The organism is Fontibacillus panacisegetis, from assembly GCF_900102215.1.
Classification (GTDB): domain Bacteria; phylum Bacillota; class Bacilli; order Paenibacillales; family Paenibacillaceae; genus Fontibacillus; species Fontibacillus panacisegetis.
Window position 1 is genome coordinate 117343 of sequence record NZ_FNBG01000001.1, and the last position, 15080, is coordinate 132422.

The following is a 15080-nucleotide window of genomic DNA, read 5'->3' on the forward strand; positions in this document are numbered from 1 at the left end:
CCTCTCCTTCTATCTATAGGGATTAACAGACCATACTCTCCCTCAGCACATTTTCTCGAATCGATATGACACCTACTCGTTTCACCCAGTTCCACAGAGGCTCCTCGTACGTTGCAGTTTGTCGATACCACTGAAGACAAGCTGTCGCTAATCGAACGGCTTCTTCTACATCTTCAGCTACACCCATTAGTTGTCCCTCACAAACAGGATGCTTTGCATGTCCACCTAGATAAACCTCAAAGCCCGCAGGTGAGCTGCAAATCCCTATCCCCTGAACTAACACACTCACAGCAGAATCAGTACTTTCTGTAACTGCCGCTTGGAGAGGATATGGCAATGATATATACTCCCATTCCGATCTCAATCTTTGTGCAATCCTGTATAAGTTCTCTTGTACAACACTCCCTCCAGTACCATCCAGTTCCCCAGTTAAGACTCGAACCCCTCGATACAAAGGCTCCTTAAGCAGTGAATAAGAATCTATTTCCCTATCAGCGCCTAAGCCCAATAACTCCAAATAATAGCGGATGCTCGTACGACATAGGATACACCCGGTCCCCCTCTTCCAGCCCAGATAATTCATTAGATTAATTATTTCAGTATGACCACTGTTAACATTAAAGGTGGGTAATAGTTTCTGAACTTCTTTTTTTAACAACTCATGGCTTAAATCAGTACAATCACACACCGGCAGCGCAGCTGACTTTGCCGTTAAATTTGATTCCGAATTTGTGATTTCACGTCTGCCATTACTTCCCCTCAACGTAAAATGAACCAGAGCTTCTACCATCGGACGGCAGCCACCACAGGAACCGGAAGCCTTCGTTTTGACCTTCACTTCATCTGCATTATTCAAACCATGCTCTACAATGGTTGTCATAATATCATGCTTACTAACTCCGTTACAGGCACACACTGTCTCCTGATCAGGCAGGGTTGCAGCCGCTTTGTCTGCCGCACTTGCATTATCGTTGCCGCTTGCCTCATCTGGAATTAACTCGGCAACTGAGGCCCCTTTTTTCACCATACCTAACAGTGTGGTTCCTTCAGATGTATCCCCGAACAGAATTGCTCCTGTTACTTTCCCTTCGGCCATCATCACCTTCTTGTAAGTACCCTGAATGGCATCGTAATTTTGGTATGCTATGTTACTATCATCACCTGTAATCTCTCCAGCAGAAAAAACATCAACACCGGATACCTTTAGCTGCGAGTACGGAATCGAACCATTGTAAGACTCTGACTCCAGTCCGCAAATCGCTCTGGCGAGAACTTTTCCTTGCTCATATAAAGGTGCGACCAATCCATAGCTTATACCGCGATGTTCAGCGCACTCACCTACTGCATAGACATCTGGCGCACTCGTCCGCATGAAGTCATCTACTACAATAGCCCGATTAGTGTGCAGCCCGCATTTCTGTGCTAATTCTATGTTTGGCCGAATTCCAACTGCTATAACAACCACATCTGCATCAAGCTGGGTTCCATCTGAAAATCGCAGGCTTTGGACTCTTGTTCGCCCGGCGATCCTTGTTGTATTTTTTGAAAGGTGAAATCTCATCCCCTGTTTCTCTAGTTCTCGCTGCAGCATTCGGGCGGAAATAGGATCTAGCTGACGATTCATAATATAGGGTGCATTATGAATAACCTCGGTCTCCATACCGAGATGAAGAAGTCCGCGGGCAGCCTCAAGGCCTAATAATCCACCTCCGATAACAGCAGCCCTGGAATAACTTCTCGACAACTCTGTCATCCTGTTGCAGTCATCCAATGTACGAAAAGATATGACTCCTTCGATATTCGTTCCATGGATTGGCGGAATAAATGGTGTAGAACCTGTAGCAATGATCAATACATCATATCTCTTACGTATACCTGACACTGTATCGACATAACGTGCCTTCGTATCAATATGCCGAACGATCTCACCAGCCAGCAAAGTGATCCTATGCTCCTCGTACCAGTTCCAATCATTTAATATAATCTCTTGGAAGGAATGTTCACCTTGCAGCACTTTAGATAAAAGAATCCGATTGTAGTTTGGCCTTGGTTCAGAGCCGATCACCGTAATATCAAATAAATCCGGATCAAGCTTTAAAATTTCCTCTATGCATCTAATTCCTGACATCCCATTGCCGATGAGTAGTAATTTTCTTCTCTCCACGAGCTCCACCGCCCTGTCTATCTAGGTCTAAAAAAACATAACAAGCCCTTTCCATATACAAATGAAAAGGGCGCCGTTGCCTTCTTGTTCAGCACACCGTTGTGCTGGATTTAATTAAGTTCAGATTAGTCGATCCTATAGTTAATGTCAATATAGTTAACACAAAAAAACGATTTTTAAATAAAATTATTTTTTTGAAAATTTATGTTATTTATATTGACATTAAATTCATAGATTATCTATAATTTGAATCAAAATCACAATGTTGTGATAGATATTCTTACAGATACACAAAGACGTGTTCTGTAATTGGGGCAATGAGGCCGCAAATCGTTCTTTCACAGGGCGTATTGCGGCCTTTTCTGCCTTATCAGATGAAAAAGAATGTAAATCGGATTAGGAGTGATTAAGATGGAGAAAAAAAGTTTTTGGCAAAGCGGGCATAAGCCCTCACTGTTTGGAGCATTTTTGTACTTTGACATCAGCTTTATGATTTGGGGAATGCTCGGACCGCTTGCGGTTGTTATTGCCGAAGACTTTCCCATGAGCCCGGTACAAAAGGCGAATCTAGTTGCGTTGCCGATTTTAGGGGGATCTATTCTACGACTTGTTCTCGGTTTTCTCGCTGACCGGATCGGACCTAAGCTGACCGCACAAATCGGGATGTTAAGTACATTAATTCCTCTGCTGCTAGGCTGGTTATGGGTAGATTCGCTGAACCAATTGTATATTGTCGCTCTACTACTTGGGATTGCCGGGGCCTCCTTTGCTGCTGCTCTTCCTCTGGCAGGTCAATGGTATCCCAAGGAACATCAAGGCTTGGCAATGGGTATTGCTGGAGCTGGCAATAGCGGCACTGTATTAGCTACATTGTTCGCCAACAGGATCGCCCAACATTTTGGCAGCTGGGAAATTGTATTTGGACTTGCGATCATTCCAATTGTCATCGTCTTCATCTACTTCTCATTGTTTGCACATAACAGCCCAAATCGGCCCGCGAAAAAAACATTGTCCGAATACAGCAACGTTATCAAGCAGCGTGACGCATGGGTATTCTGTGCATTGTATTGTGTAACCTTCGGCGGATTCGTTGGTCTGGCTAACTACTTAACGATTTTTTTCAATACCCAATATGGTCTTTCACCAATTATGGCGGCAGACATCACAACTCTCTGTGTCATTTCAGGCAGCTTTTTCCGTCCAGTTGGGGGATTTTTAGCGGATCGGATCGGCGGGACACGAATGCTGATGATTCTATATGCTGGAGCAGCGATCATGCTGGCTAGTGTGTCCTTCTTGCCTCCGCTTATTGTTGTCGTTGCCCTATTATTTATTGGAATGATGTGCCTTGGCGCAGGAAATGGCTCCGTATTCCAGCTTGTACCGCAGCGCTTTGGTGGCGAGATTGGTCTTGTCACTGGCATAGTCGGAGCAGCCGGAGGTTTGGGAGGATATGCTCTACCTTTAATTCTTGGGAGATTGTATCAGCTAACCGGATCATATACTCCAGGGTTCATCATTTTAAGTCTCATTGCTGGAGGATCATTTATTCTAATATTTGTGATGCAAATGAAATGGCGTAGAAGCTGGTTAAGCAAGATCCACACTCCACGTACAGCAATAACTCCGATAGATTCGGCTAAGGCATAAATGAATACAGGGTATTCGTTAATATCATGCATAAACAAAGAGGGTGTTCCTCAGTCATCTGCGATGACTTTTGGGACACCCCCGCTTCTTAGCAGTGGAAAGGCAAGATGTCAGGAAAAGCATGTAAAAACAACTATGACGCCCAAGCGTCACCACCTAAAATGAAAATAAGATACTCCAAATTTCCAAATTGCGCTTTATCGAAATAGTACAGCTAGCTTATTCGTGAGAAGTCAGAGGATTGCAGATCGAACACAGTAGAGGAAAAAATCTCCTTTATTTTCGAAAATGAGATGATTTTAAAGAAAATAGAGGAATTATTTTCCTTTATCCTTACTGAAATTGCCCTAAAATTCCAAAAACAAGCGTTTATCACCAAAATAGAGGAATTAAGTTCCTTTATTTTATGATCTTGAGCGAATCCTGATGGAATAGGGGAACTTTTTTCCTTTATTGATACCGAAGTGCTGAGATAGGCTGAAAACGCCCAACTTACACATGAGATACGGTCATGGAATGTGGCGGGATCAAGTGGTGCAGGGATCGCCTTCCTTGCACCGCTATTTCTAGTTTTGACACTAAACCTACTTTTGGGACAGCCCCTTTGTTTCATAAAAATCATGATAAAACTGCAGCAGCTCATCCAGATACGGCTGTAATATCTCATTTTCGCTGCGATATATTTCATGTTTGGAGCCAATGATTCTGGTTAACCTTCCATTTGCCAGATAAGAAATGAAACGATTCTGTCCCCCCGGCTTAACGAGTGAATCATGTTCTGCCTGAAACAGGAGCACAGGAACCGTTACCCTGCTGCAATTCTTCCGATTCACAATCTGCTTGACGGTTCTTAAAGATTCCCGCATCCATTGATAGGTTGCCGCACTGTTCTGCAAATATGGCGTTTTGATCCGTTTATTCAAATAATAATTAAATCTTGCGAGAGAGGTAGCTACCCCCTCTTCAAAAGGTTCGTCCTCCCGAAATGGCTTATGGATAAACAATGGCTTCCTTTTATTACCGACAAAACTCTGATAACCCGCATACAGCTTTGCGGCAAACATCGGAATATTGCCTGAATCAAGCTCCAGCATTGGGGCAGTCAGCACTGCACGATCAAATACGCCTGGATAAAGCTCCAAATAACGAGCACCAATGGCTCCGCCCATTGAATGGGCATATAAAAATAGCGGCTTCTCATTTAGATTTTGCAAAACTATATGTATCATGAAATGGTGAAAATCCTGAATATAATCATCAAATCGCTCTACATGAGTTAGCCACATTTCCTCTGCTGCACGATATGAACGACCATGTCCACGATGTTCACATATAAAAACCTGATATCCAGCCTGCACAAAATAATAGATCATTTCTGCGAATTTATCACAGGATTCTGCAAAACCATGGCTTATCACAATACTTCCGACATATGCATCCGGTGTGTACCGTTCCCAATAAATTTCTTCACCTTTCATTCGTTCGAACCGACCTGAGGTTCTTATAGCAGATATCGCAGGCTCCACTATGCCTAACATATCAGATTCATAATTACTTTCAGAAATACAGGAAATGACTAAGCATGTGGTGTTCATTATTTTTCTCCTTCCAGCGCGCCAATAACTCTCTTCTCATTATATAGAAGAAAAATTAGTCCGCCTAGTACAGAACACCGCGGCAACCCGGGTACATAATATCACAAGACCTGACGAAACCGCCAGGTCCTTGGTGACAAACCAAAATTTTAATTACAAGATAACTAAATCTTGTTTCTTCCTTCCGATCTTGTACGATATTGCTGCGGCGCTCGGCCTGGATAACGAGCAGGAAACGAAAACATATGCACCAGCATTGTGAACGGAATCGAAGCAAACAAAAGAAAAGCAACGATGATATGGATTTGAAACAGAAGCGGGACTTCTTTCATGAGCTGGTACTTTGGCTGAAAGATGAAAAGACTTCGAAACCATGGACCAATGGATGTTCTGTACTCATAGGCGGTTACGGTCGTGTTATAGATTAATGTCATACCTGTTCCAAGACCCGCTGTAATCAACAGCATAATACCTGAGAAATAGTCAGCGAACTTAGCGTGTTTACGTATTCGCCTGTTTGTTAACCTTCTTATGATCAGCACGATAATCCCGACTACGACCATAAGACCGGCAATCCCGCCGCCCGCAATTGCGAATATATGGTATATTTCATCCGAGACACCAAGAGACAAATACACGCTTCTAGGGATAAGAACACCCATTACATGGCCCACAAGAGCGAAAATAATGCCCCAGTGAAATAAAGTAGACCCCACTCTGAGCCATTTCTTTTCAAACATTTCAGTGGATGGAGCAGTCCAGCTCTTCTGACGATAGGCGAAACGATATAGAAGTCCTATGATCATCATCGCCAAAGTGATGTACGGGAAAATAACCCACCAGAAAATATCGGCCATATTAAACCTCCATCCCATTACAAAAGTTCATACTTGGCATCGAAATATCTCCTCTTGCCATCCCGTCCATTCCATAAAGAACAGGGTAAGGCAAATCTTCTATGTCAGCGGCTTCTCTTGTATGTGTCAGTTTCTCGATATCTTCTGCTGTCGGTTCACCGAACACATCATTAATTAAAATGCTGAAGCAAGATTTGTAAGGATGGCCATCAGGCAAATAATCAGCAATTTTTTTAGTGGCAACTGACAATCTTCTCTCCAGCGCCTTAATGTGAACATTATCATTCGAAACTGCGAGCAGCTCGTAAAGTGCAGGGATGTAGTCAGCAAGCTCACCATACGCTGGAGTAAATCCTGCATCCGCAATAATATTTTTTAGTAAAATGAGCGCCGCCCCTCGATCACGACTATCACCAAGCTCCATCGCAGTCAAATAGAGACCTGTATCTTCCTTCATATCAAATGTTGTGACATATAGCTCTTGCAGCTCCATTACCGTATTACCGCACAGTTGACTTAGTGCTAATGACAATCCTTGCTTGAGATCATCACCCAGAGGCCATTCTTGAATAGCCATCAATATTCCATTCCGTTCATCTGGAAAGCAATGATCCGGATACCCGATCATTCGTGCTACAGCAGCCAGAATGAATCTCTTCTCCTCGTTCATCGGGTGTTCTCCTTTCTCAGAGCAGAAGGGATGACCCCTTCGGGTGGAGCGATTCCTTCAATGCTACATGCTCCCTGCTTGTAATGAAGATTATCATCCATCTCTCTACGTCCCGTAGGAATTACAAAACGTTCATTATATTTAGCTACAGCAAACAGACGCGCCATTTCCTCGATATCATCTACAGACATACCTGCTTCCTGAAGCAATTTGCTATGCCTGAGCTCATCCATACCCCCCATTGTCTTGTTCCGCATATGGACCCTCATTGCGGTCATTTTCAGAAGCACACGACGTATTACATCTGTATCTCCGGCGGTAAGGAGCGATGCAAGATACTCCATAGGAATACGCATCTGATCAACAGCAGGAATATAGTGATCGGTCTGAAGTGCATCCTCTTCGATATGATTCATGATCGGGCTTAACGGAGGAATATACCACACCATCGGTAGTGTTCGATATTCAGGATGCAGTGGTAACGCCACCTTCCATTTCATAGCCAGTTTGTACACAGGAGAGTTCTGCGCAGCATCAATCCATGCGTCCGTAATGCCTGCGGCACGAGCCGCTTCGATTACGTCAGGATCAAATGGGTCCTTGAACACAGAAAGCTGTGATTCATATAAATCCTGAGGGTTTTCCACAGAAGCCGATTCTTTTATTTGATCCGCATCATACAGAACAACTCCTATATAACGAATACGTCCAACACAGGTCTCCGAGCAAATCGTTGGCAGTCCCGCTTCAGTCCGTGGATAGCAAAAATTACATTTTTCCGCCTTATGTGTGTTCCAGTTGTAATACACCTTATGGTACGGACAGCCATTCATGCAAAAACGCCACCCACGGCAAGCATCCTGATCCACCAAGACGATTCCATCTTCATCTCGTTTATACAGTGCGCCGGAAGGACAAGAGGCAACACAAGAAGGATTTAGACAATGCTCACAGATCCGGGGCAGATACATCATGAACGTTTTTTCATACTCCATTGCTATATGCTCCTGGAGCTTTTTGATGTTAGGGTCCATCGGAACAATCTCACTGCCACCCGCAAGGTCATCATCCCAATTGGGTCCCCACTCTGGCTTGTCTATAAATTCCCCGGTAATCATCGATACAGGGCGTGCGACTGGAAGGTTCTCTCTCTTGGGACTGTGAATAAGGTTATCGTAATCGTAGGTCCAAGGCTCATAGAAATCATCTATAGTCGCCATATTCGGATTATAAAAAATGTTCGCCAGCTTCGTAATAGGTCCTCCAGCACGTAGAGTCAAGCGGCCATTACGCAGGACCCAACCACCTTTGAACTTGCCTGTGTCCTCCCACTTTTTCGGATATCCCGGTCCTGGACGTGTCTCAACATTGTTAAACCACATGTACTCGGCACCTGGTCTGTTGGTCCAAGTGTTCTTGCATGTAACGGAGCACGTATGACAGCCAATGCATTTGTCCAGGTTCATAACCATTACAACTTGCGTTTTAATCCTCAAGCCAGTCCACCTCCTTCAGCGGTCTCACAATCGTCATCGTATCTCTTTGACTGCCTGTCGGTCCATAGTAATTAAATCCGTAACTTAGCTGTGAGTACCCGCCAATCATATGCGTGGGCTTCATCGTTATTCGAGTTACGCTGTTATGCGTCCCCCCGCGTTTCTTATTAATGTCAGTACCCGGAACACCCATCGTTCGATCCTGAGCATGGTACATATAGGAAATCCCTTCAGGGATGCGGTATGTAGTGACTGCTCTGGCTACAACAGCACCATTGCGGTTATATACCTCAATCCAGTCGTTGTCCTTAATACCGATTGAAGCCGCATCCTTCTCATTCATCCATACAACCTGCCAACCACGGAACAATGTCGCCATCTGGTTGGTATCGGTAAACATCGTATGAATTCCCCATTTTTGATGTGGAGTCAAATATCGCAAGGTGATGGACTTTCCGGTGTTCGGAACCTCCTTCTCCCCTTTTAGAAACGGACTATGCTCTAATGGTGGTAAATAGATCGGCAGAGCTTCACCAAAATCCAATATCATCTCATGGTCCAAATAGAAGCTTTGTCTGCCTGTCACCGTACGCCAAGGAATACTATATTCCGTGTTCAGTGTAAATGGCGAATACCGTCTATGATCCTTCTCCAGCCCGCTCCATACAGAGGATGAAATAGCCAGCCTGGGCTGGGCTGTAATTTCTTCGAGTGTAAAAGCATCTTCTTCACGTGGTTCAGCGATGGTTGTCAGCTTTTTACCTGTGCTAGCTTCCATTGAACGCCAACCTTCAACCGCCCTTTGTCCATTCGTTGCACCTGACATAAGAAGAATCGCTTCAATCGCTTGTTTGTCAGTGAATAGATCAGGATTTCCCTTACCGACCCCTTCTCTACGCGATATTCCTAACCTTTCAGTAAGCTGTTTATATACTCTGTCACCCGGGATCGTTATCCCTTTGCAGCTATATCCTTTTTTGATATTAGGTCCGATCGTGGTCATTTTTTGATAAACATTCGGAAAGTCACGTCGTACTATATGGAACGTTGGCATAGTTTTGCCTGGGATTGCCGCGGTTTCTCCTTTTCTCCAATCTTTGATTTTTCCAAATGCTTGTGCAATTTCATTCGGTGAATCATGACCAAGCGGTGACATGACTACATCTTCTGATTCCGGGAGATGCTTCTCTGCCAGCTCAGAGAATATTTTGGCAATCTCTCTAAACGTATCCCAATCACTTTTCGCTTGCCACGGCGGTGAAATCGCAGGATTAAACGGATGAATAAACGGATGCATATCCGTACTGCTGATATCAAACTTCTCATACCAGGTCGCAGTCGGTAAGACGATATCAGAAAACAAGCCTGAGCTTGTCATGCGAAAATCTATACTAACAAATAGATCTGTTTTCCCTTCAGGAGGCACATCATCGGTATGCACATCTTTGGGTCTCCAGGAATGAGTTGTATCCGTTAATACCTGATGATCGGCGCCGATTAAATGCTTGGCAAAATACTCATGTCCCTTTCCGCTGTCCCCTAGCAGGTTGGAACGCCAATTGAAAAATACTCTTGGAAAATTACGTGGATCATCAGGATGCTCAATCGCCCATTGGATTTCATCCTTAGCTGCCTGATCAGCTATATACTTAGCAGCTTCCTCATCTGTCCTAGCACCTTGATCTCGAGCCTTGCGAACAAGCTCTATAGAATTTTGAGAGAACTGCGGGAATGACGGTAACCAGCCAAGACGTGCGGACAGAGCATTAACGTCTGCAGGATGCATATGGGTATATTTTCCGCCCCAAGGTGTTGTCTCTTCTTGATTTACCTTGGATTCATAACGGAATTGCTCGGTTGTGAAGTAAAAGAACGAGGTTCCGTTCTGAAGTCGTGGCGGCTTCGTCCAATCACTTGCAAAAGCGATTTGCTGCCAACCCTCTAACGGGCGAACTTTCTCCTGACCTACATAATGAGCCCATCCACCGCCGTTGACTCCTTGTGATCCAGTCAGTAGAACAAGGTTCAGAATAGAACGATAAATCTGGTCACTATGGTACCAATGATTCGTTCCACCCCCCATCGCAATCATCGATTTACCGCCTGTTTTGGCAGCATTTTCTGCAAACTCTCTTGCGACTTGGATGACATGCGATTTTTTCACACCCGTGATCGCTTCTTGCCATGCTGGTGTGTAGGGCTTCATATCATCATAATCACGCGGGTAATCGCCCGGTAAATTTCGCTGTATGCCGACATGCGCCATCATAAGGTCATATACTGTTGCAACTTTTAAAATATCGCCGTCCGTAGTCTTAATGTGTTTAACAGGCACACCTCTGCGAATGATTTCTCCGTCCTTCTCAGCGAAGTAAGGAAAATCAACGATAATCACTTCATCAGACATATCTATAAAAGTTAACTTCGGATCAATTGGAGCACCGTCTTCATGCTCTAAATCGAGATTCCATTTCCCGCTTTTGTCCCAGCGAAAGCCTTGGCTGCCGTTCGGAATATATAGAGCATCAGAATGGGTATCCCAGAGCACAGTTTTCCATTCAGAAAGTGCTTGCTCATCCCCAAGATCCGAAGCGCGCAAAAAGCGATCCGTACGACTAAGCTCTCCATTCTCCTTAAGAAGAACGAGGAAAGGCAGATCTGTAAACCTTTTAACATAGCTTCGAAAATAAGGGGTTTCGCGATCTTCGTAGAACTCCTTGAGTATGACGTGAGTCATCGCCATGGCTAGCGCACCATCTGTACCCACTTTGGCAGGGAGCCAAATATCTGCAAACTTTTCATACTCGGCATAGTCTGGGCTTACTCCAACAACTTTTGTTCCGTTATATCGAGCCTCCACCATAAAGTGAGCGTCCGGAGTTCTCGTTTGCGGAAGGTTCGTCCCCCAAATGATGAAGTATTTGGAATTGTACCAATCCCCACTCTCAGGCACATCTGTCTGCTCTCCCCAAATTTGCGGAGAGGCAGGCGGCAGGTCAGCATACCAATCGTAGAAGCTTAGAATAGTTCCGCCAATTAGAGAAAGGAATCGGCTTCCTGCAGCATAACTCACCATAGACATCGCAGGAATAGGACTAAAACCTATGACACGGTCAGGGCCATAGGTTTTGATTGTATAAATCGTAGCAGCGGCAATAATTTCACATGACTCTCGCCAATCTGCACGCACAAAGCCACCTTTTCCTCTTGATTTAACATAACGTTCGCGTTTTTTCGAATCCGTAACAATGTTCGTCCATGCGGTTACAGGGTCATGTCCAAGCTGTCTTTCTGCCCGCCACATTTCAACAAGCTCGCTACGAATATAGGGATATTTCACACGTACTGGACTATAGGTATACCAGGAGAAGCTTGCTCCACGAGGGCATCCTCTTGGCTCGTACTCCGGAAAATTCGGCCCTGTTGTCGGATAATCGGTTTGCTGCGTTTCCCAAGTAATAATGCCATCCTTGACATACACCTTCCAGCTGCAAGACCCCGTACAATTCACGCCGTGAGTAGATCGAACTACCTTATCATGCTGCCAACGACCACGATACAGATCCTCCCACGCTCTTGGCTTTTCAGTTTGTTCAATCCAACCATCAGAGATAGTTTCTCCACGCTTTAGATGCTTCAAGGATTCTAGTAACTTATTCTGCCTACTACTCACGTTGATCTCCCTTTCCTAGAAAATAATCTAGATTAATCCCAAAGGATTAAAGCGTTCACCCGTTATTTTGTATGCCTGATTCCCTTCGCGCATTTCCTCGAGAAACACATCTAAATGCGGTGCATTACATGCAACAAGAATTAACCTCTGAAGTGTGCTAAGATCTTGAATTTTCCCAATTGCTTGTATAATATCAGTAGATAATTCACCAAATCTCATCCTTAAAATAGTGAAAATATCCTCACGATCCCCCATCAAAAATTGCTGTTCGTTCATGAATTCCATCCATTTTCAACCTCATTCATTTTTCATCATTTTGAAATAATCAGATATTAAAGCCTTTTTTATATCATCTCCAGCAGATCGGAAAAACTTGCGTATATCCTCAATATTTTCCTTCATCATATGTTGGCTGAAGCTCTTTTCTTTTGTATAAGACAGATTGTCACCGTACTTTAAAACGACGGTAAAGCCTTCATTACATGCTGCTCCGCATGCTTGTACATCAAAGGAATGCAAATGATATGGGGCTAGTTCCTGTCTCAAAATCGAGTATAGCTCCGGATTTGTGTATTCAAGTGGCAGCATGTTTTGCCCCCTGTTCCGTTTGACCGATCATGCTCTCCTCATCGTGATTATGCATTTCATCAACTATGATTAATGCTGTGAACCTTTCAAGCACCTTTTTAGTAACTCCTTCTCTGCTCAACAGCTCTTTAATTTCAGCCACTAGTTTTCTCATTAATTGATGATCTCTTGTTAAGGCAATAACATGATCTCTCAGCTCGGAATGAGATTCAGCTATCTCTTTATAAAGACCTTCTTCTTCACTTTGAGCATGTTGTAACGTCCTGGATTCCCAATGCTCCAGAGTAATATATGCTACTTCAAGCGCTCGCTCCATCTCATCACGAACAAGAAACCGCTCCAAAACGTTTGTCAGTTCTCTCGCTTCCCCAAGAGCAGCCTGATGGATCAAAGAATGACTATCTACCTTCCTAAGTGCCGGACCTGACATTATTCAAATCTCCTTTTTGTACGATCACTTTTGTACACTTTATCGCCCAAAACAGGATGTAATATACACTCAATCAAGTGAAAAGAGCAAACTAACCAAAACATTTTTCCATAAAAAAAAGCCTGCACACTGCAGGCTCTGATCAAATAACTTCGGGCAACTATCCACCCATATATGACATGTTCTTCTTTTTTCGATTTCTCGCTGTTTGCTCTGTACGCTCGTCCGAATATCGATCACTTCGCTTCTCCCATACCGAAGCAATCGCTTGAAGCAGTTCCTCGTCGGTAGCGCCGCTGCGGATCATGTCACGAAGGTCGAAGCCCTGTGCAGCAAACAGACAGGTATAAAATTTGCCATCCGAGGATAGCCTTGCCCTGGTACATGTCGAGCAGAACGATTCAGATACCGAAGTAATAAAGCCAACTTCAGCATTTGTGCCCTTATATCTATATCGCTTCGCCACCTCGCCAAAGTAATGCTCCTCAAGCGGCTCCAAATCGTATATGGCTGATAAACGTTCGTAAGTTTCTTTTTTGGTCACCACTCGCTGGAAACTCCATTCGTTATCATTACCTACATCCATAAATTCTATAAAACAAAGTGTGATCCCCTTATCCTTAAAATACTTGGCCATAGGCAAAATTTCATGATCATTCATTCCTTTTTGCACGACCATATTTACTTTTATTTTAAAGCCGATCTTGTGAGCAAAATCTATGTTATCCAGAATGACCTCTGGATGAATCCCCCGACCATTCATATGTCCAAATAATTCCGGATCCAGCGCATCCAGACTAACGTTTACCCGGCGCAATCCTTTATCATATAATGACTGTGCATATTGCTTAAGAAGCAATCCATTTGTAGTTAATCCCATATCTTCAATACCATCGATTTGGAGCAGCTTCTCCACTAGCTCTGGTAAATCTCTGCGAAGCAATGGTTCTCCACCTGTTAATCGAATCTTCTTTACGCCGAGAGAAGCAAATAGCCGGGCAACACGACTCATTTCTTCAAAGGTGAGCAGCTCATGCTTCGGCATAAATGGATAATCATCGCCAAACAATTCCTTAGGCATACAGTAAGTACATCGAAAATTACACCGATCAGTAACCGAAATACGCAAATCTCTAATCGGCCGCTGCAACTGATCTCGTATCGGTGATGTTGTCATGTTATCCCCTCCTCTCTCCACGAGATTGAACCTACAATTAGCCACCACTTACTGGAGGGATAAAGGCAACAACGTCACCATCCTGTATAATATCCTCTGATCTGGCATATTCTTCGTTCACCGCGACCAAAATCGTTTTATTATTAAATCCGGCATAATTCTCTTCGGCCCATTCTATGAGCTCCTTCACCGTCCAGCTGTTTCGATCAAGCGTTTCCTCTGATTTCCCTGTCGCATCTCTTAAACTTGCAAAATAACGCAAATGGATCATTTTACAAATTTCCTCCTTCAAACGGCTTACGTCTTTGATCACCCATCCATTCCTCTCCGTCTTCCCAAATTTCCTTCTTCCAGATTGGAACCATTTCTTTAATTCGTTCTATCGCATATTCATTAGCCTCATAGGCTGATTTTCGATGTGGAGACGACACAGCGATCACGACAGCAATGTCCGAAATCTGTAATTCTCCGATTCGATGAGCGATCGAAACCTTCGAGCCCGGCCATTTCTCATCAATTTCTGAACCGATTTGTGCCAGTTTCTTCTCAGCCATCGGAACGTAAGCCTCATAAGATAAAAATAATGTCCGAACTCCATTCGTCCATTCACGAACATGTCCTGTAAATGTAGTAATTGCTCCTGCACCCGGGTGAAGAACATAGTCAATGTATTGTTGAACATGAAGAGGTCCCTCAACGATTTCAAATTGTTTCATACAAGCCGCCCCCTACAACATAAGGGCTTCCAGTCATATTGACCCGGTCACCCTTAGAAACTCT

Annotated in this window: 13 protein-coding genes; 1 reads left to right on the top strand and 12 read right to left on the bottom strand. The window is 44.0% G+C overall.

Annotated elements, in window-relative coordinates:
* Positions 1 to 22: 22 nt before the first annotated feature.
* The gene (gene nirB, locus BLS49_RS00540; protein WP_091225814.1) at positions 23 to 2164 is read right to left on the bottom strand and encodes a nitrite reductase large subunit NirB; all 2142 of its coding nucleotides are present in this window, start codon (positions 2162 to 2164) and stop codon (positions 23 to 25) included.
* A gap of 411 nt (positions 2165 to 2575) precedes the next feature.
* Here nirB and BLS49_RS00545 point away from each other — a divergent pair, with 411 nt between their 5' ends.
* A complete protein-coding gene (locus BLS49_RS00545; RefSeq protein ID WP_091225816.1) occupies positions 2576 to 3814 on the top strand; it encodes a nitrate/nitrite transporter in 1239 nt (412 codons plus the stop codon).
* A gap of 584 nt (positions 3815 to 4398) precedes the next feature.
* On the opposite strand, the gene BLS49_RS00550 is transcribed toward BLS49_RS00545, so the two are convergent.
* From BLS49_RS00550 to BLS49_RS00600, 11 genes are all read right to left on the bottom strand, one after another.
* Positions 4399 to 5409 (bottom strand): alpha/beta fold hydrolase, encoded by a 1011-nt coding sequence (locus BLS49_RS00550; RefSeq protein ID WP_091225818.1) that lies wholly within the window; start codon positions 5407 to 5409, stop codon positions 4399 to 4401.
* A gap of 164 nt (positions 5410 to 5573) precedes the next feature.
* A complete protein-coding gene (gene narI, locus BLS49_RS00555) occupies positions 5574 to 6266 on the bottom strand; it encodes a respiratory nitrate reductase subunit gamma (protein WP_091225819.1) in 693 nt (230 codons plus the stop codon).
* 1 nt (position 6267) lies between these two features.
* A complete protein-coding gene (narJ, locus tag BLS49_RS00560) occupies positions 6268 to 6936 on the bottom strand; it encodes a nitrate reductase molybdenum cofactor assembly chaperone (protein ID WP_091225821.1) in 669 nt (222 codons plus the stop codon).
* Entirely contained in the window at positions 6933 to 8432 is a 1500-nt protein-coding gene (narH, locus tag BLS49_RS00565; protein WP_091225823.1) for a nitrate reductase subunit beta, read from the bottom strand. Before narH ends, narJ begins: the two co-directional genes overlap by 4 nt.
* Entirely contained in the window at positions 8422 to 12105 is a 3684-nt protein-coding gene (locus BLS49_RS00570) for a nitrate reductase subunit alpha (RefSeq protein WP_091225825.1), read from the bottom strand. The genes narH and BLS49_RS00570 overlap by 11 nt, the downstream gene beginning before the upstream one ends.
* Before the next feature lie 27 nt (positions 12106 to 12132).
* A complete protein-coding gene (locus BLS49_RS00575; protein ID WP_245742219.1) occupies positions 12133 to 12381 on the bottom strand; it encodes a hypothetical protein in 249 nt (82 codons plus the stop codon).
* 21 nt (positions 12382 to 12402) lie between these two features.
* The gene (locus BLS49_RS00580) at positions 12403 to 12693 is read right to left on the bottom strand and encodes a hypothetical protein (RefSeq protein WP_091225828.1); all 291 of its coding nucleotides are present in this window, start codon (positions 12691 to 12693) and stop codon (positions 12403 to 12405) included.
* Positions 12680 to 13123 (bottom strand): hemerythrin domain-containing protein, encoded by a 444-nt coding sequence (locus tag BLS49_RS00585; RefSeq protein WP_091225830.1) that lies wholly within the window; start codon positions 13121 to 13123, stop codon positions 12680 to 12682. Before BLS49_RS00585 ends, BLS49_RS00580 begins: the two co-directional genes overlap by 14 nt.
* Positions 13124 to 13283: 160 nt before the next feature.
* On the bottom strand, positions 13284 to 14300 hold the full coding sequence (gene moaA / locus BLS49_RS00590) for a GTP 3',8-cyclase MoaA (RefSeq protein WP_091225833.1): 1017 nt from the start codon (positions 14298 to 14300) through the stop codon (positions 13284 to 13286).
* Between the two features lie 37 nt (positions 14301 to 14337).
* Positions 14338 to 14571 carry a molybdopterin converting factor subunit 1 gene (moaD, locus tag BLS49_RS00595; RefSeq protein ID WP_091225835.1) on the bottom strand — a complete coding sequence of 78 codons (234 nt, stop codon included), beginning with the start codon at positions 14569 to 14571 and terminating at the stop codon, positions 14338 to 14340.
* Between the two features lies 1 nt (position 14572).
* Positions 14573 to 15016 carry a molybdenum cofactor biosynthesis protein MoaE gene (locus BLS49_RS00600; protein ID WP_091225837.1) on the bottom strand — a complete coding sequence of 148 codons (444 nt, stop codon included), beginning with the start codon at positions 15014 to 15016 and terminating at the stop codon, positions 14573 to 14575.
* Between the last annotated feature and the right edge of the window lie 64 nt (positions 15017 to 15080).